Origin of the sequence: Flavihumibacter stibioxidans, assembly GCF_014332695.1 — a bacterium.
GTDB lineage: Bacteria > Bacteroidota > Bacteroidia > Chitinophagales > Chitinophagaceae > Flavihumibacter > Flavihumibacter stibioxidans.
On the sequence record NZ_MBUA01000001.1, the window covers coordinates 1372085 to 1391317 of the forward strand.

The following is a 19233-nucleotide window of genomic DNA, read 5'->3' on the forward strand; positions in this document are numbered from 1 at the left end:
AGCGCGTGCGGGTTTGTGGCAGCTGCAGCCTGGCAGGGGCAGTTTTATTTCGGCAGTTAAGATCTGGCAGATTAAACTTTGCGTTTGTGGTACGGTCTATATATTAAACGCAAAGCAATGAAAAGAATACTGACGGTTTTGGTATTGGGAATGAGCTTGCAGATGGCTATGGCCCAGGACAGTACCACCATAAAAAAGACAGACAGGTTTACAAAGGGACAAAGGATGCATCAGGGAGGCCCCATGAAAAAACATTTTCGCGATGGCGGCAGGCAATCGGGGTGGATGAATGACCTGAACCTGACAGAAGCCCAGCAACTCAAAATGAAGGAACTCCGGAACAAACACAAGGCGGAAATGATGGCCGTACTTACACCGGAGCAAACACAGCAATTACAGAAAAAGAAGGCCGAACGCATGCAAATGCGGGCTGAACGCGCCAAGGCCGGAATGGACCGGATGAAAAAGAACCTCAATTTGACCGATGAGCAGGTTGCCCGTATGGAGCAGCTGAACAAGGAATTCAGGCAGCAATCCGATGTGATCCGCGCCAATGAAAAACTGGCCGGAGCCCAGCAACAACAGAAACTGCAGGCCCTTCGCCAGGCTCACCGTGAAAACATGAAGGCCATATTGACACCTGAACAAAAGGAGATGATGAAACAAAGGGCTGAAAAACGCCGCCCTGGTAACTCCCGGTGATCAATCGTTAAATAATACCCTATAAACTATCAAAAGACAGCTATCCCGGCTGTCTTTTGTATTTTTGCCGCCATCCCTGTTGAAAAACAGTAAAATACATACGCATGAAAAAGACCCATGGGTTCGAGAAATTCGCGAACAAGAAGAAGGCCGGTACCGTAAAAGAGCAGTACAAAAAAGAAAGAAGAGTTGAAAAAAAAGAGCGCGAAGAAGGAATCAACCAGCGTTTTGAAGAGAAAAGAAAAACCCGTTCTGAACAATCGGAAACCCCTAAGGGTCATATCAAACGCTCCGATCTTGAAGCCAGGCCTGCAGGTGGTAAAAAGGGATTTCCCGCAGCTTCCGGCCGGCCGGTCAGACCTGGTATCAAAAAGACAGGCGCTGCAACAGGGCGGACCGATACGCGGCCTGCAGCCAAATCCGCTGGCGCTAAATCCCCTGACGCCGCACACAAACAACCATCCCCGGCGCATGCCCAACAACCAGCCAGCCAGCTTTCCGGCAACCACACCGGTTCAGTTATGCCATTGAATAAATTCATCGCCCATTGCGGTATCTGTGCCAGGCGTGATGCCGCCATGCTGGTAAAAGAAGGTGGCATTACGGTGAATGGGCAGACCATCACAGAACCCGGATTCAAGGTGACTGAAAAAGACGAAGTAAAACTGAAGGGCAAACGCATCTCCATTTCTAAAAACCTCGTCTATATCCTGCTCAACAAACCCAAGGATTATCTCACTACAACGGATGACCCCCAGGGGCGGAAAACAGTACTGGACCTGATCAAAGCGGCCACTAACGAGCGGGTATACCCGATCGGGCGACTCGACCGCAACACAAGCGGTGTGTTGCTGCTGACCAATGATGGCGAACTGGCGCAAACACTTTCCCACCCAAAAAACCAGGTGAAGAAAGTTTATGAGGTAAAACTGGATCGCCCCCTTACCAAAACAGATTTTGAGACCATCATAAACGGTATTACCCTGGAAGATGGTTTTGTTGCACCCGATGCGCTGGGATATGCCGACCCGAAAGACAAAAGCGTTATCGGTATCGAGATCCACAGTGGCAGAAACCGCATCGTACGCCGCATCTTCGAACACCTGAAATATGATGTTCGCGGCCTTGACCGCGTGATGTATGCCGGCCTAACCAAAAAGAACGTAAACAGGGGCAAATGGCGTTTCCTGGCTGAAAAGGAAGTTCGTATCCTGAAGCATTTCTCCAAAGATGGCAAAAAGGAAAAAAAACAGCAGTAAACTCCGCCTGATTAACGTTTAGCATTAACCGAAGAATGAAACATCCATTGGAAATATTACTGGAAACTGATGACCTGGTGGCGATCAACAAACCAGCTGGCCTGCTCTCCATACCCGACCGCGAGCAATCAGAGCCCTCATTAAAGGATCATCTTCTGAATCGTTTTGGTTCGATATATACTGTACACAGGCTTGATAAGGAAACAAGCGGTGTAATTGTTTTCGCCAAGAATGAGTCCAGTCACAGGTACCTGTCACAACAATTTGAATCCAGGACTACGGAAAAATTTTACAATGGCCTGGTCCTTGGGAAAGTGTATGATGAAGAAGGTGTGATTGATGAACCGATTGGTGAACATCCGGCCAAAAAGGGATTGATGACGGTTGTCAGGAAGGGTAAGCCCTCCGTTACAGCATTCAGGTGCCTGCAGTCCTTTTCTATGTATAGCTGGATGGAATTCAAGATCCTGACCGGCCGCACGCACCAGATCAGGGTACACATGAAACATTATGGTCATCCCATCGTATGCGATCCGCTTTATGGGGACGGCAAGCCGGTTTTATTATCATCCATCAAGAAGAAATTCAAGCTTGGTAAAGATGTACTGGAGGAAAAGCCCTTGCTGAACAGGCTGGCACTGCATGCGCGGGAATTGCGTTTTTCTGATATCCAGGGAAAACAAATAATCCTGGAAGCCCCGTTGCCAAAGGATTTGCGGGCCACATTGCAACAACTCGAAAAACAAGGCGTCTGACGCACGTCTGACGTACGTCAGACGTGCGTCAGACGCCTGAGGGATTTTTTATTTTTTTACCAGTTCCATTTTCTCGGGGTTCCAGAGCATTGCTTTGTCTTCGCGGTAGCTGTCGTTACAGAGCAGCGCAGGCGCAGCGGCACGGTAGCCGAAAACGGCATCCTCCACCACTTTCCCACCCTTCCCCTTACGGATGGCATCGAAGAAATTGACAAAATGATCATAGGGACCGCCCTTGTAGCCCTTTTCTGCACGGAAGGTAAACTCCTGGGGAGGCAGTATCCTTTTGCGTCCGGAAACAGGTGTGCCGGCTTTTTTCATTTGTTCAATGAAGAATGGATCATCGGAAGCTACTTCCTTGTTGCGCTTCACGGTTACGTCATCCCAGGTGATGTCCATGGAACCTTCACTGCCCACGAGTTTCAGGAAAGTGGTACCACTGGTTCCATCCACGAAATTGCAACGGAGCGACAGGTTGAAGGCAGGATGGGCCTTGCTTTCACCGTAATCGAATGTCCCCAGCAATACATCAGGAACCTCACGGCCATCCTTCCAGTAACGCAGTCCACCCGAAGAGTAAACCTTATTGGGTCCAAAAGAGTCGGTGATAAAGTGCAGGCTTGAGAAAAGATGTACAAACAGGTCGCCCGACATTCCGGTACCATAATCGGTGTAATTTCTCCAGCGGAAGAAACGGGTTTTGTCGAAGGGACGTTTGGTTGTATTGCTGATAAATGTTTCCCAATCAACGGTGGAAGGGGAAGCATCCTCAGGAATGGGATATTGCCATGCGCCTGTTGGAGAATGCCTGGCCCAGAAACCTTCGGCATAGTTCAACTGGCCGATGGCGCCATCTTTAAGTAATTCCTTTGCCTTTTCATTTCCGAGGGATGATACGCCCTGGCTGCCCACCTGGAAAATCTTTCCTGATTCCTGCTGGGCCTTGATCACAGCTGGTCCTTCGCCAATGCTGTGCACCATCGGCTTTTCGCAATAAACATGTTTACCGGCGCGCAGTGAATCGATGGATATCTGCTGGTGCCAGTGATCCGGAGTGGCAATGATCACCGCATCAATATCTTTCCTGTTCAGGATTTCCTTATAGCTGCGGGTGGTGAAAATATCTGTACCCCATCTCTGTTTGGCTTCCTTCAACCGGCCATCGTAGAGGTCGCAAACCGCAACCAGTTTCACTCCCGGAACCTGGAGGGCAGTGATGGTGTCCTGAACCCCCATACCCCCGGCTCCAATCAGGGCGATATTAATCTGGTCGTTGGCCTCAAAGCCTGCCCTGCTTTTGAGTATTTGAAAGGGGGTATCCCGGTTGCCGGCAGCCAGTACCTGGCCACCTGTGGCTACTGCGGCAGTAGCGGCTGCAATATTCCTGATAAAACTTCTTCTGGAAGCACCTGAATTTTTACTCATGGTGTTGATTTGAGATGTTGACGGTGTTGATTTTGGTATTGTGTGTTATTTCTTTTCCTGGATGCGGATGTTTTTCCAGCGCACTTTGATGCCGCCCCCATCATGGATCTGCAGGGCGATAAAGCCGTTACCGGCGCCGATCTTCTCATCCTTCAACTCAACGATCTGGTGACCGTTCAGCCAGGTAGTCACTACATCGTTTACCACCAGGATGCGCATTTTATTCCAGCCATCCATATCGAGCCACTGTTCGTCCTCGGGTTGTGGTTTGATGAGCCAGCCGCGTCCGTAAGACTCATAAATTCCTCCGGAATGTTTACCCTTGGGGGCCACTTCCACCTGCCAGCCGCTGATCTTGGTGCCTTCGATTCCGGAACGGATGAAGATGCCGCTGTTTCCGTTTGCTTCCAGTTTGAATTCAACGTTCAGCTCAAAATTTTTGTAGGGCTTTTTCGTGGAAAGATAACCGTACTGTTTGTCCGGCCCGCTTTCACAAACAAGTTCGCCGTTCTCCACATACCATTTTTCGGTACCATGAACGGTCCACCCTTTCAGGTTTTTGCCATTAAAAAGTGATTTGGTTTTCTGCGCCTGTAAGCCGGCGGTCGTTACGAGTGCAAGCAATGCGATATATAGGTATTTCATTCGCTCAATTTAATGAATGAATCATACAATTTGAATAACAAAATAGGTAAAACGGGATAGCGGGCAATATCAATCGATTGCGTACATGTTTTATTTAGATGGCGCAGGCATCCGGACAATGTCATTAAACGCAATCAGCTAAACAGGTGGCAGAAAAAACTTTCCGGTTTAGGGTTTCCGGGGATGATTATTGATTGGTTTTACTGTTGAGGGGTGCGCCTACCGCGATATCACAACGATGACCTGGTTCTCCGTGTTTCGGGTTCAATCCGGTGGTTGAAGAAGTTGTATTGGGTTGGAAATTTGTATTGGCAACCACAGTATCAGATATCAAAGCAAGTGGCGCAGGAGAGGTGGTCAGATTGGATGAACTGCCCGGATTGGCAGTTGCCGGGGTGAGAGCAGGTTTAACCGGCGGGTTAGAGCCAACAGGTTTTGAATTGAGCGGTGCACCCACGGCAATATCACACCGATGCCCGGGTTCCCCGTGTTTTGGATTCAATCCCGCTGAAGTTTTGATACCGGCACTATTATTCTGGTTTAATGTAATGGAATTGTTCGCTGGTATGGCAACAGGGTTAGCAGTTGTGGTTGTGTTGGTGCTTGAAGCTGCGCTATTGAGAGGTGCACCTACCGCGATATCGCAGCGATGGCCGGGTTCTCCATGTTTTGGGTTAAGGCCCTGTGAAACTGCTGAAACCGGAACGGGAGTTGTTGGCTGCTGCATCACAGGCAGTGATTGACCTGCCGGGTTCAATGGTTTATTCACCAGTGAGGCCAGGTTTGGAGCACTAACTGCCGGAAGATTATTCATACCGGTTGAAGACAGGGATGAACCTGATTGAAGGGAGGGGCCTGATTGAAGGGATGAACCTGATTGAAGGGGAGCTACCCCCGCATTGGCAAGTGGCGCCCCGACAGCAATATCACAACGATGCCCCGGCATGCCATGTGCAGGGTTTAATTGTCCGCCCGATACGGGTGCCGTTCCCCTTAGTCCCGGGAAATACTGGCCGCTTGCAGACAGATCCGTGCGGGGTAAACTCTGGTCACAGGATGCCAGCAGCATGACAGACGCCAGGACCGGGAGAAGGTTACACTTTTTCATATCGGGAAATTTCTATGTATATATACGAATATTCTCCATCTAAAGTATGTAGACACCCCCTTATTCCGGTTTGAATACTTTGCCTTCCTTCATAACGAAGCTTACACGGCCCATTGCTTTCACGTCCTTAACAGGATCACCTTCTACGGCGATGATATCTGCCAGCTTACCTTTTTCAATGGAACCCAGCTGCTCACTGGCACCCAGTAATTCTGCTGCGCCAACAGTGGCGGACTGGATAGCTTCGATTACGGGCATGCCTGCTTCATGCATATACACAAATTCCATCCAGTTCTTACCGTGCGCAAAAACGCCTGCATCCGTACCGAAAGCAATTTTCACTCCGGCTTTAAATGCTTTGGCAAATGTTGCCTGGATCTGCGGGCCGGTAGCCAGGGCCTTGGGGGTTACGATATCTGTATAATAACCCGGAATCTTTGCACTGTCGGCCGTAGATTTTCCTGCAGTAATGGTAGGAACCAACCAGGTGCCGTATTGTTTCATCAGGGAGATGCCTTCATCATCGAGGAAGGTACCATGTTCAATGGAATTTACCCCGCCGCGGACGGCCCTCTTGATGCCTTCCGCTCCATGCGCATGGGCCGCAACCTTGAAACCATAGTCCTTAGCAGCGCCAACAATCGCTTTTACCTCTTCTTCCGTAAACTGGGCATTGGAACCATCCTTTGCCTGACTGAGCACGCCGCCGGTAGCGGTAATTTTGATACAGTCGGAACCCTCTTTATACCGCTGCCGAACCGCCTGGTAGGCATCAGCGCTTCCATTGATCACTCCTTCCCGCGGACCGGGATCCCCCATAAGGTCTTTCCTGAATCCGTTTGTGGGATCCGCATGACCACCTGTTGTAGCGATCGATTTACCGGATGTAAATATTCTTGGTCCGGCTACCTGGCCTTTTGCGATGGCATTGCGTAAGGCAATATTAACACCGCTTCCACCCAGGTCGCGAACCGTGGTAAAACCAGTCAGTAAGGTGCGCTTTGCATAATTGAGTGATTCAAACGCTATGTCGGCAGGATTCTGGATAAACCTGTCTGCAGCGCCGCCCTTTTTTGTTTCTCCTTCCAGGTGTACGTGCATATCAATGAGCCCGGGCATCACCGTTCGGTTTTTAAGGTCAATGAGTTTATCTGTTGGCGTCGGTTGTACATAACCGTTACGAACATCTGAAATTGTTTTTCCATCCACAATGATGGTCATGGATGTCAGGATTTTGCCGGCTTTCACGTCTACCAGCTGCCCGCAATGTAAAAAGGTTTTTTGGGCATGACCAAGCAGGGAACTGCCTGCCAGGAGGGCTACGATACAGAGTTTTTTCATACAGCCTGGGGTGTTTTGAAGGTTGTAACTTACAAAAAAATCCCGGTGACAGGCTCACCGGGATTTTTTATTTAAACTGACTGTTTGTTCATTTGTGTGCTTTACACGGTATCTGGCTGGGGTGTAAATCGCAGGTAAGGTTTCACCACATTTACACCTTTGGGGAATTTTTTAATGGCCTCTTCGGTATTAACAGAAAGTGCCACGATTACATCATCCCCTGACTTCCAGTCGGCCGGAGTAGCAACGCTGTAGTTGGCCGTCAGCTGGAGGGAATCAATCACCCGCAATACTTCATAGAAATTACGGCCGGTTGATGCCGGGTAGGTAATCATAAGTTTGATCTTTTTATCAGGTCCGATAACAAACAATGAACGGACTGTGAAAGTCTCCGAAGCTTTTGGGTGGATCATGTCATACAGATTGGCAACTTCCCTGTTTTCATCCGCAATGATCGGGAAATCCACTGTGCAGTGCTGGGTTTGGTTGATATCATTACGCCAGTCCAGGTGCTTATCGAGCGGATCAACACTCAGGGCAAGAACTTTGACATTACGTTTTTCAAACTCCTGTTTCAGCAGGGCGGTTTTTCCCAGTTCGGTTGTACAAACGGGCGTATAGTCTGCCGGGTGAGAAAATAAAACGCCCCAACTGTTGCCGAGGTATTCATGGAAATCGATTTCCCCTTCAGTGGTAATCGTTTTGAAATTTGGCGCTATATCGCCAAGATGTAAACTCATAAGCTGAAATTTTAAGGATGGGGGCTAAGATAATTAATTTCCTATTATTCCGATAGGAATTACATATTATTTAGCCCGCCTGCTTTATTGATTGCGGTCCTGCCAAACTGATTCTTTACCGAATCGATCGCTTTGTATAATTCAGCTTTCCGGTTGACATCCTGGAACAGGTTGGATTGCCTGGCTTCCGCGGTCAGTTCACTTAGTTTCACCCCCAGCAGTCTTACAGCCTTTCCTTTCCGGTAAAGCTGTTGAAAAATCATTTTTGCCTGGGGCAGCAGTTCATCATCATAAAATGTGTAGGGAATGGAGGTTTGCCGGGAAGTGGTTTCGAAGTCGGGATAGCGGATTTTTACTGCTATGCAGCCCGACATTTTGTTATCCTGCCGCAGTTCGAAGGCCAGTTTTTCTGTCATCCGGACCAGTTCACGCAACAGGAATTCGGGGTCAGAAATATCCTGGTCATAGGTTGTTTCCGTGGAAACCGATTTGGCTTCCTGGTAAGGTGTAACACCGCCTGTATGGATACCATGTGCCTTTTTCCAGAGTTCTGTTCCATATTTTCCAAGATACCGGGCCAGCAAATCCGGATTGGCCAGCCTGAGTTCCCGGATGGTTTCAATACCCAATTGAAGGAGGTCGCGGTAGGTCTGTTCTCCCACTCCTGGTATTTTGTTCACCTTCATCGGGTCGAGGAATTCGGTTTCTGTACCCGGTTCCACAAAAAGCCAGCCATTGGGTTTGGCTTCATCTGTCGCAATTTTAGCGATCATTTTGTTTGCTCCCATACCGAAGGAGATCGGGAGTCTGGTGGTATCGATGATCTTTTGCCTTAGTTCCTGTGTCCAGGCAAGGGGTTTGAAGAATCGGTCCATGCCTGTAAGGTCTATATAAAATTCATCGATGGAAGCCTTTTCGAAAACCGGGGCAGTTCCGGCAATGAGTTCGGTGACAATGCGTGAATATTTGCTGTATTCGCTTCTTGTGCCGCTGACGATCTTGAGGTGCGGGCACATTTTTTGGGCCGTGCGCATAGGCATGGCCGAGTGGATACCATATTTCCGGGCCTCATAACTACAGGCGGCCACTACCGAGCGGTCTCCCTGTCCGCCTATAACCAGGGGGATTCCTTTTAATGAAGGGTCATTCAGACACTCTACTGATACAAAAAATGCATCCAGGTCAAAATGCGCGATCAATCTCTGCGGCTCCGGCATTTCCAAAAATACTCATTTCACCCGTCGGGTGGCACCCGACGGGTGCGAAATATTACTATTGAAAATCAAATAATTAAGAAGTAATTGTCTAGTTCAGCCAGTTTTCACCCGTCGGGTGCCACCCGACGGGTGAAAAACTTATTTTTAAGGGATGGAATGGTTAAAAGCGGGGCTTGGGCCTCTGGAAAAGCTGATCAGTTTTTTACAAACGAAATCAGCCACTAATGATGTGCAGAAAAAACAGGTATTGCGCGAACTTCAGCATAACCTGAACGTCTTCAAAAACGGGTACCTGAACAGTTTCCCGGAAGATACCCTGATTGGCCACCTGACAAATGATGCCTACAAATCGGCCATCACTGCCAATTTCAAATTCAATAAACTCAAAGCAGGAAAAATTGAACCCTACCATATCCTGGATGAAAGGAACCGTCGCTACCAGGGGTGGAGCCTCGAAGAATTGTTTGACAAGATCGATGAAAAGATCGAAGAGTTGCGGACATTGCAAAGGATGAATGGCGGAACGGTAAAAAACCTGCGAAACAATACAGCCCTTATGCTGAGTAATTTATATTTCAGGCTGAAACTGGCAGCTGATTTTATACAATCAGAAATCAAATGATTCAGGCAATAGATCCATTAGAGGCCATGCGCCGGCAGTTAACAGCTGTATATCCCTTAGACAATGAAGCATGGGAGGCGTTCAGTAAAATATGGCTACCTGTAACCCATAAACGAAAATCAGTAATTACAGCAGCAGGTGAAGTGGAGAAATATTTATACTGGGTTACAGAAGGTGTCCAGCGCGGATTTCACCTACATGACACAAAAGAAGCCACTATCGTGTTCACCTATCCCAACTCCTTTTCGGGCATCATTGATTCCTTCCTTTTACAGCAACCATCAAAATATTACCTGGAGGCATTAACCAGCAGCAGTTTCCTCAGGGCCTCCTGGCAGCAGGTGGAACATTGCAGGCGCAGCCATCCGGCCATTGCAGAACTGGTCTACCGTTCATTGTGTATTACCACCAGTGGTATCCTGGAAAGGCAGATCGAACTGATGGTTTACAGCGCAGAGGAAAAATTCCGGACCCTGCTAAAAAGAAGTCCTCACATCCTGCAGATCGTACCCCATAAATACCTGGCATCCTACCTGGGCATTGATGCCACTACGTTCAGCAAGTTGCTGGGGAGTGTAAGGATAGAGTGAGGGCTGAGAAGAGCAGGGTAGAAGGAAATCTTGGTGTGGACCAAGAATTGTTTATTGGCGGCAGAATAGTTTTGTCAGTAAATAATAAGAAATGAAACCAATCAACAGTTCGGAGTTACTCAGCAAACTCAGGGCAAAAAGCCTTTTCCTGCTGGACCAAATCGAAAACATCGGAAATCACACCCCGATGGAATTACTTGAAATGAATGATGGCATGGGGAGGTGGAACACCCTCCAGGTGCTGGAACACCTCAATACCTATTACCGTTATTACCTACCCAGGATCGAAACTTTACTTGAAAAATCAGCCACCGGCCCGAATCAGTATTTCAAGCCGGGGTTTCTGGGGAATTATTTCACCCGTACAATGCAACCAAGGAACGGCCGGGTGGCAAACAAAATGAAGGCGATGAAAAACCATTCACCGTCTCCCGAACTGGATGGCAGGCTGGTTATCAGCGAGTTTCTTCAATGGCAGCGCAAACTTGGTTTACTGATTGAGCGGTCAGAAAATGTAAACCTTAACAAGATCAGGGTACCCATTTCGATAGCACCATTTATCAAATTGAAACTTGGGGACGTATTTGCCTTTATCGTTGCGCACAATAACAGGCATTGGGTGCAAATCGAAAATTTACTGGAGCGGTATCCGGTAACGTTAACGCTATGAGGTTGGACCCTCACGCATAAATCTCCAGTAATCCCTCCGGCAAATCAAGCACAACCTGCTTTTTTTGCTGGTCCATGCTCACCAGTGAACCCTGGTGTACGGGTATCAGGGCTTCCTTCCCATTCAGGTCTATGCGGCACAATACCTGGTGGGGTTGCTCAATCACTTCCAGTATTTCACCTAAATCTTTACCGTCTGTGATAATATGGAATCCAAGCAGGGAGATGGATGCAGTTTTTGCGGCATAAAGCTGGAAATCTTGTTCGGCCAGCCAAACCTCTTTTGATACCAGTTTTTGCGCCTGTTCGCGGGTGGCGACGCCTTCTAACTGAAGGTAAACTTCCGTCTCTGTTTTCATGCGGGATGAGTGCACAAAATATGGCAGGAACTCACCCTTATGTGCCTCGATGAAAATCGTTTCCAATCCTTTGAGAGATGTTTTCTTTCCCAGAGCATGCTTTAATATAAGTTCACCATTCACACCATGTGCGGCGGCAATCTTTCCAATGCTGTTGTAGTTCATCTCGACAAAATTACAAAAGGTGTCTGACATGTGGTGTCTGACATGTAGTGTCTGACATCTTAGATTACCGGATTCAGAAACCATAGATGTCAGACACCACATGTCAGACACCTAAATACCTGCACCTATATCCCTAAAAAAAATCCCGGCACTGATGTACCGGGATCTTTATTCCGAGTTAATCGAATCAATCAATTACTCAGCACCACCTTCCTGACGGGGCTGCGGCCTGCGGGGCGCTGTCGGATAACGACGCTGCTGGCGCTGCTGACGGTTCTCATCGCTTCGCTTCTTGATCTGAGCTTCGTGTTCTTTGTGCCATACTTCAAACTTCTGCATAGCAGTAACTTCATCGAACAAGCCCAGTTTCACGCCGCGCAGCAGGTGTTTCAGGTACAATACGCCCTTGAAAGACAGGATACGACGAACAGTGTCAGTAGGCTCTGCACCTTTGTGCAGCCAATCCAGCGCGCGCTGGCGGTCTAACTGAATACTGGCCGGAACTGTCAGGGGGTTGTAAGTACCGATCTTCTGGATGAATTTACCATCCCTCGGTGCACGGGCGTCCGCCACTACGATAAAGTAGAATGGCCTTTTCTTGGAGCCGTGACGCTGCAATCTCATTTTAACTGGCATCGTAAATAAAAATTTAAATGCGTGAACAAATAGGGTTAACGTTGATAAGGAGTGCAAAAGTAGCAATCCTATTTATTTCCACAAACTTAATAATTATTAAGTTATTGCAAAGCTTTAGCGGCGGCCAAATCCACCTCCCAGTCCGGGCATTTTCCCCCCCATCGGCATCTTATTCATCATTTTCATCATATCCTTCATCTGCTCGAACTGCTTCATGAACGCGTTCACATCAGCAATATCCTTTCCACACCCCTTCGCAATCCGCTTCCGGCGGCTCTGGTCAATGGTATCCGGATTTGCACGCTCAAACGGCGTCATAGAATTGATCATCGCTTCAATGCCCTTGAAAGCATCATCGCTGATGTCAATGTCCTTGATCGCCTTGCCCACACCGGGGATCATTCCCAGCAAATCCTTTATATTACCCATTTTCTTAATCTGATCCAGCTGCTGTTTGAAATCCTCGAAATCGAACTGGTTTTTCCGGATCTTTTTCTCGAGTTTCTTCGCCTGAACCTCATCAAACTGGGCCTGGGCACGTTCCACCAACGTAGTGATATCTCCCATACCCAGAATCCGTTGTGCCATCCGCTCGGGATAAAACACATCCAGGGTATCAAGTTTTTCACCGGAACTCACAAACTTGATCGGCTTGTTCACAGTGTATTTGATCGAAAGTGCCGCGCCACCGCGGGTATCACCATCCAGCTTGGTCAGTACCACACCGGTAAAATCAAGCCGCTCGTTGAAAGCCCTGGCCGTATTGACTGCATCCTGTCCGGTCATGGAATCCACCACGAACAGGATCTCCTGCGGGTTCACGGCATTCTTCACATTGGTAACTTCCGTCATCATCGCCTCATCAATGGCGAGACGGCCGGCCGTATCGATGATTACCACATTTTTATTCAGGCTGCGCGCCTGTGCAACTGCATTTTTTGCGATCTCTACTGCATTCTTATTCTCAGGCTCGCTGTATACATCCACGCCGATCTGTCCACCCAGCACCTTTAGCTGGTCAATGGCCGCCGGGCGGTAAATATCTGCTGCCACCAGCATGGGTGAATATTTTTTACCCTTCAGGTAATTGGCCAGTTTGCCGCTGAAGGTGGTCTTACCTGAACCCTGTAATCCCGCAATCAGAATGACCGCCGGATTCCCCTTGGCATTGAGTTCCGATTCGGTACCCCCCATCAGTTCCACCAGTTCATCCTTCACGATCTTTACCATCAACTGGCCGGGACTCACCGCTGTGAGCACCTTTTCCCCCATGGCCTTCTCCCTGATCTTATCGGTAAATTCCTTTGCGATCTTGTAGTTCACGTCCGCATCCACCAGCGCTCGGCGGATATCCTTCACCGTGGCGGCAACGTTCAGTTCCGTAATCCGGCCTTCCCCTTTTATCTGCTTAAAGGCCGATTCAAGCCTTTCACTTAATGATTCAAACATACCATTGCGATTTTTACCCAAAAAATAAGGTGAACAAACATGTTCACCTTAAAATGGATTGCAAATATACTCGATGTGATTGATTACACACCCAGGTAAGTACGCAACTGTTGCGATCTTGAATTGGTTTTCAGTTTGGTGATGGCTTTATCTTTGATCTGGCGAACCCTTTCCCGGGTCAGATTAAATTTTTCTCCAATATCCTCCAGGCTCATAGGGTGATCTACCCCCAGGCCAAAGAAATAACAGATCACTTCTTTCTGCCTTTCCGTCAGCACCTGCATGGATCGGCTGATTTCCTGCTTCAGGCTCTCATCATGTTCAATTCCCTTATCGGTTCTCTCTGCGTTGGGGTTTTCCAGCACATCCATCATGGTATTCTCCTCTCCTTCCGACAAAGGTGTATCCATACTAATATGGCGGGAAGACACCCCCATGGAGGCAAAGACCTCTTCGGTCTCGAGATCCAGCAATTCGGCCACTTCTTCCGGGGAAGGTTCGCGTTCAAACTCCTGTTCCAACTGGGTAAAAGCCTTTTGTATTTTATTCGTTAATCCCACTTTATTCAGGGGTAACCTTACGATTCTGCTCTGCTCGGCCAATGCCTGCAGTATGCTCTGCCGGATCCACCAAACCGCATAGGAAATGAACTTGAAGCCGCGGGTCTCATCGAAACGCTGGGCCGCTTTGATCAGTCCGAGGTTTCCCTCATTGATCAGGTCGGGCAGCGATAATCCCTGGTTTTGATACTGCTTGGAAACCGAAACCACGAAACGGAGGTTGGCGCGGGTCAGCCGATCGAGTGCCCGCTGATCGCCCTGTTTGATCAGGCGGGCGAGGCGAACCTCCTCCTCGGGGCCGATCAGTTCTACCTTGCCGATTTCCTGCAGGTATTTTTCCAGGCTCTGGGACTCCCGGTTGGTGATGGATTTGGTGATCTTGAGTTGACGCATACTCATAGGTGTGGCTTTAGAGGTTTATTTTTTTCTAAGAATTCAAGGTTCAGTCCATGCAAAACGAACAAATGAGAATTTTCTTGCATTAAAATCCCGGGCTGTTTCGTCAATGGCCGGCCAGCAATTTAACATACCGGTATACTTTTTCCAAATAAACCAGACGTAATACATTGCTTTTCAGTGTTTTCACGGTATTTCTGTTCAGATTTCACCCTCTTTCCCTTTAACAAAAAATACTTGGACTATTATTTTGCAGCGTCATTATATTTTCTATTATTGCATTGATTGTATTCCTTAAGACAGACATGAATTGGAGATGAGTAAGAAACAAATGTATACACTGGAGTATCCCGTAAGGTGTTCGCCATCGATTTTATATGAATTCCTGAGCACCCCGGCAGGATTGCAGGAGTGGTTTGCCGATAAAGTGGACGAAAGAGACCAGGTTTTCAGTTTTTCCTGGAATGGTTCAATAGATAAAGCGGAGGTTTTGGAAAGTGAGGAGAACAGCTTTATTCGTTTTCACTGGTTGCATGCACCGAAAGACGAATTTTTTGAATTCAGGATTGAAAAATCAGAGGTTACCAACCAAACCATACTGGTCATCAATGATTTTGCCGACAAAAAAGAGATCAAGGACCAGAGCCAGCTCTGGGGTTACCAGGTGAAAGACCTGTTCCATCGTCTCGGCAACTAACGCATAAGCAGGTCCATCCAGCTCCTGTAACACCGTTGCAGGAAAGCCGGCGCTTCGATCCACTGGCTGACAGGTAGTGAAAGCGCAAGCTTCAGGAAATCCTTTTGCTGCAACATTTCATCAAGTTCTTGGGTACTGAGCTCTTTTAAAAGAGTGTAATTATCAGTACCGAAGTGATGTTCCCACGGTGATGGATGAACGCAGATATAGGCATCATCGGGCCACAAACCTTTCCGATCTACCACCATTTCTTTAAATATTCCGCTAACCTGCAGGGACACTGAAAAATGATGTCCCCACCAGAAAAAATGACGGATGGCCAAAGTTGCGGGCGGATCGAATACCCGCGGATAATCGAGCATCATCCAGGGAAAATGACGATACTGTTCTCCCCGGGAAATTTTTGGCGGATGTGCAAACACCTCAGGCGGAAGCCGGCTTTTATGGCTTTGTGCATAGGCAGTTGCGTAACCAGCAGCCTCACCAAATAACTCCATAACGCCTTCCATTATCCTGTTCTTCGTTAAAATCAGTCCGGGATCGGAAGCCATTTCTATTTCCTTTGGGGAAAGCTGTATTTTTACGCCACTCATTGATCAAAGTTATTCAGAAATCATTCCGCTTCACTGTGATAAAAAAACTTGACAAGCTCATTTTAAAGGCGTTTATCGGGCCCTTCATAGCCACTTTTTTTATCACCCTCTTTGTGCTGGTGCTTCAATTTTTTTGGCTGTACATTGATGATTTTGTCGGCAAGGGACTCGACCTGGGTACTATCGGGCAGGCCATTGTATATGTGGGTGCAACGGTGGTTCCGCTTGCCCTTCCCCTGGCCGTGCTGCTTTCTTCCATCATGACCTTTGGTAACCTGGGTGAAACTTTTGAACTGGTGGCCATTAAATCGGCCGGCATCCCCCTGCTTCGTTTCATGCGTCCTATCCTGGTCGTAGCCATCCTCCTGAGCGGTGTGGCATTCCTCTTCAATAATTATATTTTACCCGTTTCCAACCTTAAACTGGGCCGGTTGAAATACGATATCATCAACAAAAAGCCGGCATTTGACCTGCGTGAAGGCTCTTTTTATACCAACATCCCGGGTTATGCCATCAAGGTTGGCAAAAAGGAAGATGATGATTCCACCCTACGCGAGATCATCATCTTTGAAAAAGATTATAACCTGCAGGACAATATCATTATTGCCAATAAAGGCGTGATGAAGGTCTCCGATGACAAGCGCTTCCTGGAATTCAAGCTCATAGATGGCTGGCGTTATACTGAAAGAGGTTCCCGAATGAATATGAACACTGAGTTCATCAGGCTTGGCTTCAAGGAATTCAAAAAAGTATTTGACCTCAGTTCCCTGCAGCTGGGTAAAACGGAAGACAGCCTGTTCAAGGACAATTACCAGATGCTCAGCGTGCGGCAGCTCACTGTTACCATCGACTCACTGGAACGTATACACGATAATTTCAGAAAAAAACTGACCACAGAGCTGGGGCCCTATGTGGCATTTACCAGGCAAATAGACAGCCTGGATATAGCCGTGGGAAAAACAGCCCGGCCTGATTCCATGAATGATATTATCCCCGACAGTGTTTTCTCACAAACCAATGAAAGGGTTTTATCACAGTTGTCCATCATTAAAAGTACCCTGGAAATCAATAAATCTGAATTTGAAGCACGCTCAAAAAGCCTGCGTTTTCACAAGATTGCCTGGCATGAAAAATTCACCATGTCGGTTGCCTGTCTTGTATTGTTTTTCATAGGGGCACCGCTTGGTTCCATCATCCGCAAGGGGGGACTGGGAACGCCGCTTGTTTTCGCGGTGATCTTTTTTGTGGTCTTTTTTCTGCTGAACAACTTTGGTAAAAAGTTTGTGAAGGAAGATGTAATGCCCGCCGGATGGGGAATGTGGCTGGCTACTTACATCCTGGTTCCTATTGGGGTTTTCCTGATATACAAAGCCATGCACGACTCTCAATTATTCAATAAAGAATTTTATTACAGGGCCTTTCGCCGTATCCGCCCAATGCTGGAACGGCTGAGAAAAAATCGCGGTGAGGCACAACCGCAATAATTTTATTAAAACCTCTTGTATGAAAATGAAACAACAATCAAGGCGTAGTTTCCTGGCAAACGGCACCAAGGCATCCATTGCTTTAGGAATTGGCAGCACTATGATAGGCAGCAGTATCCTTACCTCCTGCCGCAGCACCAAACCCGGCAGCAGCCCGTTCCATACAGGATTTGACCAGAAGCCGCTCCCCTACGATTACAAGGCGCTGGAGCCGTATATCGATGCCACAACCATGGAGATCCATTATACCAAACACGCTGCCGCCTATGCGAAAAACCTCAATGAAGCAGCAGTGGCTGAAGGTGTGGATCGCAGTAAACCCCTGGAAGATATATTCGGACGCATTTCCAAATTTTCCGCGAAGCTCCGCAACAATGCCGGCGGCCATTACAACCATGAGTTATTCTGGCAGAGCATGCGCGCTTCCCGCACGGATAACAAACCCGAAGGTGCCCTTCTGACAGCTATTGAAACAAAATTCAATTCATTCGGGAATTTTAAAAATGTGTTTGCCGATGCTGCCAAGAACCGGTTTGGCAGCGGCTGGGCATGGCTGGTACTCATGAGTGATAAGCAGCTTGTGGTTACTTCCACCCCCAACCAGGACAATCCCCTGATGGATGTTGCCGGTACAAAAGGTACTCCCATCCTTGGCATTGATGTATGGGAGCATGCCTATTACCTGAAATACCAGAACAAGCGCGCCGATTATGTGGACAATTGGTGGAACCTGGTAAACTGGGATTATATCAGCCAGCGCTATGATACAGCCATGAAATAATGCAACAGCAAAAGGAAAACTTTGGGGTACAGAAATGGGTGGTAATTGTTGCGGTCTTATTGTTTGCTGTAAAGATTCTCGCATATTATATTACCCATTCCGTGGCCATCCTGACCGATGCGCTGGAAAGTACGGTGAACGTAGTTTCCGGATTCATAGGGCTATACAGCCTGTATGTTGCCTCCAAGCCCCGCGATACGGACCATCCCTATGGACATGGCAAAGCAGAATTTATTTCAGCTGCGGTTGAGGGTACACTTATCATCATCGCCGGACTTTTCATCATATATGAAAGCATCAATAGTTTCATCCATCCCCACGAATTAAAACAGCTTGACAATGGTATGATACTGGTTGCTATTGCGGGTGCGCTAAATTATTTAATGGGATATATCGCCATTCGCAGGGGTACCAAAAACAAATCACTGGCCCTGGTGGCCAGCGGCCGGCACTTGCAGTCAGACACCTACTCCACCATCGGCATACTGGTAGGGGTTGCACTGATCTATTTCACCGGCATCAGTATAATCGACAGTATAGTGGCCATGGTTTTCAGCTTCATCATCATGTTCACCGGTTATAAAATACTAAGGGCATCACTGGCAGGTATCATGGATGAAACCGATCTGGAACTACTGCAACAAATGGTCCTGAAACTTAACCAGGACCGTCCTGCCAACTGGATCGACCTCCACAATCTTCGGGTGATCAAATACGGTAGTGTGCTGCATGTGGACTGCCACCTCACCGTTCCCTGGTACCTGAATGTTCACGAGGCCCATAGGGAAGTGGATGCCCTGCATCTGCGGATCAGGCAGGAATTCGGCGACAGCATCGAATTATTTGTTCACACCGATGGCTGCCTCGACTTTTCCTGCGCCATCTGTGCCAAAATGGATTGCGTTGCCAGAAAGCACCCTTTTGAAAAGCGAATCGAATGGACGGTAGAAAATATCATGACCAATATAAAACACCAGTTGCCTGAGGGTACCGGTGCATTAAATAAAACCGCCTAATTTCGTGGCGCTAAATACATGAAC

Annotated in this window: 21 protein-coding genes; 10 read left to right on the forward strand and 11 right to left on the reverse strand. The window is 47.9% G+C overall.

Annotated elements, in window-relative coordinates:
• Positions 1-117 precede the first annotated feature (117 nt).
• The 3 genes from BC349_RS05785 to BC349_RS05795 all read left to right on the forward strand — a co-directional run bounded on the left by BC349_RS05785 (position 118) and on the right by BC349_RS05795 (position 2716).
• Entirely contained in the window at positions 118-702 is a 585-nt protein-coding gene (locus BC349_RS05785; protein ID WP_187255767.1) for a hypothetical protein, read from the forward strand.
• A gap of 104 nt (positions 703-806) precedes the next feature.
• Positions 807-1961, forward strand: coding sequence for a pseudouridine synthase (locus tag BC349_RS05790; RefSeq protein ID WP_187255768.1), 1155 nt, complete (start codon positions 807-809; stop codon positions 1959-1961).
• Between the two features lie 35 nt (positions 1962-1996).
• Positions 1997-2716 (forward strand): RluA family pseudouridine synthase, encoded by a 720-nt coding sequence (locus BC349_RS05795; protein ID WP_187255769.1) that lies wholly within the window; start codon positions 1997-1999, stop codon positions 2714-2716.
• A gap of 48 nt (positions 2717-2764) precedes the next feature.
• On the opposite strand, the gene BC349_RS05800 is transcribed toward BC349_RS05795, so the two are convergent.
• The 6 genes from BC349_RS05800 to dinB all read right to left on the reverse strand — a co-directional run bounded on the left by BC349_RS05800 (position 2765) and on the right by dinB (position 9192).
• Positions 2765-4141 (reverse strand): Gfo/Idh/MocA family protein, encoded by a 1377-nt coding sequence (locus BC349_RS05800; RefSeq protein ID WP_187255770.1) that lies wholly within the window; start codon positions 4139-4141, stop codon positions 2765-2767.
• A gap of 45 nt (positions 4142-4186) precedes the next feature.
• Positions 4187-4786, reverse strand: coding sequence for a 3-keto-disaccharide hydrolase (locus BC349_RS05805; protein ID WP_187255771.1), 600 nt, complete (start codon positions 4784-4786; stop codon positions 4187-4189).
• Positions 4787-4973: 187 nt separating this feature from the next.
• A complete protein-coding gene (locus tag BC349_RS05810; RefSeq protein WP_187256002.1) occupies positions 4974-5894 on the reverse strand; it encodes a hypothetical protein in 921 nt (306 codons plus the stop codon).
• Positions 5895-5954: 60 nt separating this feature from the next.
• Positions 5955-7235 carry a metal-dependent hydrolase family protein gene (locus tag BC349_RS05815; RefSeq protein ID WP_187255772.1) on the reverse strand — a complete coding sequence of 427 codons (1281 nt, stop codon included), beginning with the start codon at positions 7233-7235 and terminating at the stop codon, positions 5955-5957.
• 101 nt (positions 7236-7336) lie between these two features.
• Positions 7337-7975: a peroxiredoxin gene (locus BC349_RS05820; protein WP_187255773.1), complete on the reverse strand. Its 639-nt coding sequence runs from the start codon at positions 7973-7975 to the stop codon at positions 7337-7339.
• 59 nt (positions 7976-8034) lie between these two features.
• A complete protein-coding gene (gene dinB, locus BC349_RS05825) occupies positions 8035-9192 on the reverse strand; it encodes a DNA polymerase IV (protein WP_187255774.1) in 1158 nt (385 codons plus the stop codon).
• A gap of 151 nt (positions 9193-9343) precedes the next feature.
• Between dinB and BC349_RS05830 the strand changes: the two genes are divergently transcribed.
• From BC349_RS05830 to BC349_RS05840, 3 genes are all read left to right on the forward strand, one after another.
• Complete coding sequence (locus BC349_RS05830; protein ID WP_187255775.1) at positions 9344-9814, forward strand: hypothetical protein; 471 nt, start codon at positions 9344-9346, stop codon at positions 9812-9814.
• Entirely contained in the window at positions 9811-10404 is a 594-nt protein-coding gene (locus BC349_RS05835) for a Crp/Fnr family transcriptional regulator (RefSeq protein ID WP_187255776.1), read from the forward strand. The genes BC349_RS05830 and BC349_RS05835 overlap by 4 nt, the downstream gene beginning before the upstream one ends.
• 91 nt (positions 10405-10495) lie before the next feature.
• The gene (locus tag BC349_RS05840) at positions 10496-11074 is read left to right on the forward strand and encodes a DinB family protein (RefSeq protein WP_187255777.1); all 579 of its coding nucleotides are present in this window, start codon (positions 10496-10498) and stop codon (positions 11072-11074) included.
• A gap of 10 nt (positions 11075-11084) precedes the next feature.
• Here BC349_RS05840 and rimM read toward each other — a convergent pair whose 3' ends face one another.
• From rimM to BC349_RS05860, 4 genes are all read right to left on the reverse strand, one after another.
• Positions 11085-11597: a ribosome maturation factor RimM gene (gene rimM / locus BC349_RS05845; protein ID WP_246456791.1), complete on the reverse strand. Its 513-nt coding sequence runs from the start codon at positions 11595-11597 to the stop codon at positions 11085-11087.
• Positions 11598-11792: 195 nt separating this feature from the next.
• Positions 11793-12233 carry a 30S ribosomal protein S16 gene (gene rpsP, locus BC349_RS20095; RefSeq protein ID WP_187255779.1) on the reverse strand — a complete coding sequence of 147 codons (441 nt, stop codon included), beginning with the start codon at positions 12231-12233 and terminating at the stop codon, positions 11793-11795.
• Between the two features lie 114 nt (positions 12234-12347).
• A complete protein-coding gene (ffh, locus tag BC349_RS05855; protein ID WP_187255780.1) occupies positions 12348-13682 on the reverse strand; it encodes a signal recognition particle protein in 1335 nt (444 codons plus the stop codon).
• An 83-nt stretch (positions 13683-13765) separates the two neighbouring features.
• The gene (locus BC349_RS05860; protein WP_222840082.1) at positions 13766-14641 is read right to left on the reverse strand and encodes a sigma-70 family RNA polymerase sigma factor; all 876 of its coding nucleotides are present in this window, start codon (positions 14639-14641) and stop codon (positions 13766-13768) included.
• Positions 14642-14954: 313 nt separating this feature from the next.
• Between BC349_RS05860 and BC349_RS05865 the strand changes: the two genes are divergently transcribed.
• Complete coding sequence (locus BC349_RS05865) at positions 14955-15335, forward strand: START-like domain-containing protein (RefSeq protein WP_187255781.1); 381 nt, start codon at positions 14955-14957, stop codon at positions 15333-15335.
• Here BC349_RS05865 and BC349_RS05870 read toward each other — a convergent pair.
• On the reverse strand, positions 15332-15928 hold the full coding sequence (locus BC349_RS05870; protein WP_187255782.1) for a hypothetical protein: 597 nt from the start codon (positions 15926-15928) through the stop codon (positions 15332-15334). The genes BC349_RS05865 and BC349_RS05870 overlap by 4 nt on opposite strands.
• A 35-nt stretch (positions 15929-15963) precedes the next feature.
• On the opposite strand from BC349_RS05870, the gene BC349_RS05875 reads away from it, so the two are divergent.
• Genes BC349_RS05875 through BC349_RS05885 form a run of 3 tightly spaced genes read left to right on the forward strand, consistent with a single transcriptional unit; the run spans position 15964 to position 19209 of the window.
• A complete protein-coding gene (locus BC349_RS05875) occupies positions 15964-17412 on the forward strand; it encodes an LptF/LptG family permease (protein WP_187255783.1) in 1449 nt (482 codons plus the stop codon).
• Positions 17413-17431: 19 nt separating this feature from the next.
• A complete protein-coding gene (locus BC349_RS05880) occupies positions 17432-18193 on the forward strand; it encodes a superoxide dismutase (protein WP_222840084.1) in 762 nt (253 codons plus the stop codon).
• On the forward strand, positions 18193-19209 hold the full coding sequence (locus BC349_RS05885) for a cation diffusion facilitator family transporter (protein WP_187255784.1): 1017 nt from the start codon (positions 18193-18195) through the stop codon (positions 19207-19209). The genes BC349_RS05880 and BC349_RS05885 overlap by 1 nt, the downstream gene beginning before the upstream one ends.
• The last annotated feature ends 24 nt before the right edge of the window (positions 19210-19233 follow it).

Excerpts from the sequence above, each read along its gene's own strand:
- BC349_RS05785 (WP_187255767.1), top strand. The coding sequence starts at position 118 with ATGAAAAGAATACTGACGGTTTTGGTATTGGGAATGAGCTTGCAGATG.
- BC349_RS05790 (WP_187255768.1), top strand. The coding sequence starts at position 807 with ATGAAAAAGACCCATGGGTTCGAGAAATTCGCGAACAAGAAGAAGGCC.
- BC349_RS05795 (WP_187255769.1), top strand. The coding sequence starts at position 1,997 with ATGAAACATCCATTGGAAATATTACTGGAAACTGATGACCTGGTGGCG.
- BC349_RS05800 (WP_187255770.1), bottom strand. The coding sequence starts at position 4,141 with ATGAGTAAAAATTCAGGTGCTTCCAGAAGAAGTTTTATCAGGAATATT.
- BC349_RS05805 (WP_187255771.1), bottom strand. The coding sequence starts at position 4,786 with ATGAAATACCTATATATCGCATTGCTTGCACTCGTAACGACCGCCGGC.
- BC349_RS05810 (WP_187256002.1), bottom strand. The coding sequence starts at position 5,894 with ATGAAAAAGTGTAACCTTCTCCCGGTCCTGGCGTCTGTCATGCTGCTG.
- BC349_RS05815 (WP_187255772.1), bottom strand. The coding sequence starts at position 7,235 with ATGAAAAAACTCTGTATCGTAGCCCTCCTGGCAGGCAGTTCCCTGCTT.
- BC349_RS05820 (WP_187255773.1), bottom strand. The coding sequence starts at position 7,975 with ATGAGTTTACATCTTGGCGATATAGCGCCAAATTTCAAAACGATTACC.
- dinB (WP_187255774.1), bottom strand. The coding sequence starts at position 9,192 with ATGCCGGAGCCGCAGAGATTGATCGCGCATTTTGACCTGGATGCATTT.
- BC349_RS05830 (WP_187255775.1), top strand. The coding sequence starts at position 9,344 with ATGGAATGGTTAAAAGCGGGGCTTGGGCCTCTGGAAAAGCTGATCAGT.
- BC349_RS05835 (WP_187255776.1), top strand. The coding sequence starts at position 9,811 with ATGATTCAGGCAATAGATCCATTAGAGGCCATGCGCCGGCAGTTAACA.
- BC349_RS05840 (WP_187255777.1), top strand. The coding sequence starts at position 10,496 with ATGAAACCAATCAACAGTTCGGAGTTACTCAGCAAACTCAGGGCAAAA.
- rimM (WP_246456791.1), bottom strand. The coding sequence starts at position 11,597 with ATGAACTACAACAGCATTGGAAAGATTGCCGCCGCACATGGTGTGAAT.
- rpsP (WP_187255779.1), bottom strand. The coding sequence starts at position 12,233 with ATGCCAGTTAAAATGAGATTGCAGCGTCACGGCTCCAAGAAAAGGCCA.
- ffh (WP_187255780.1), bottom strand. The coding sequence starts at position 13,682 with ATGTTTGAATCATTAAGTGAAAGGCTTGAATCGGCCTTTAAGCAGATA.
- BC349_RS05860 (WP_222840082.1), bottom strand. The coding sequence starts at position 14,641 with ATGAGTATGCGTCAACTCAAGATCACCAAATCCATCACCAACCGGGAG.
- BC349_RS05865 (WP_187255781.1), top strand. The coding sequence starts at position 14,955 with ATGAGTAAGAAACAAATGTATACACTGGAGTATCCCGTAAGGTGTTCG.
- BC349_RS05870 (WP_187255782.1), bottom strand. The coding sequence starts at position 15,928 with ATGAGTGGCGTAAAAATACAGCTTTCCCCAAAGGAAATAGAAATGGCT.
- BC349_RS05880 (WP_222840084.1), top strand. The coding sequence starts at position 17,432 with ATGAAAATGAAACAACAATCAAGGCGTAGTTTCCTGGCAAACGGCACC.
- BC349_RS05885 (WP_187255784.1), top strand. The coding sequence starts at position 18,193 with ATGCAACAGCAAAAGGAAAACTTTGGGGTACAGAAATGGGTGGTAATT.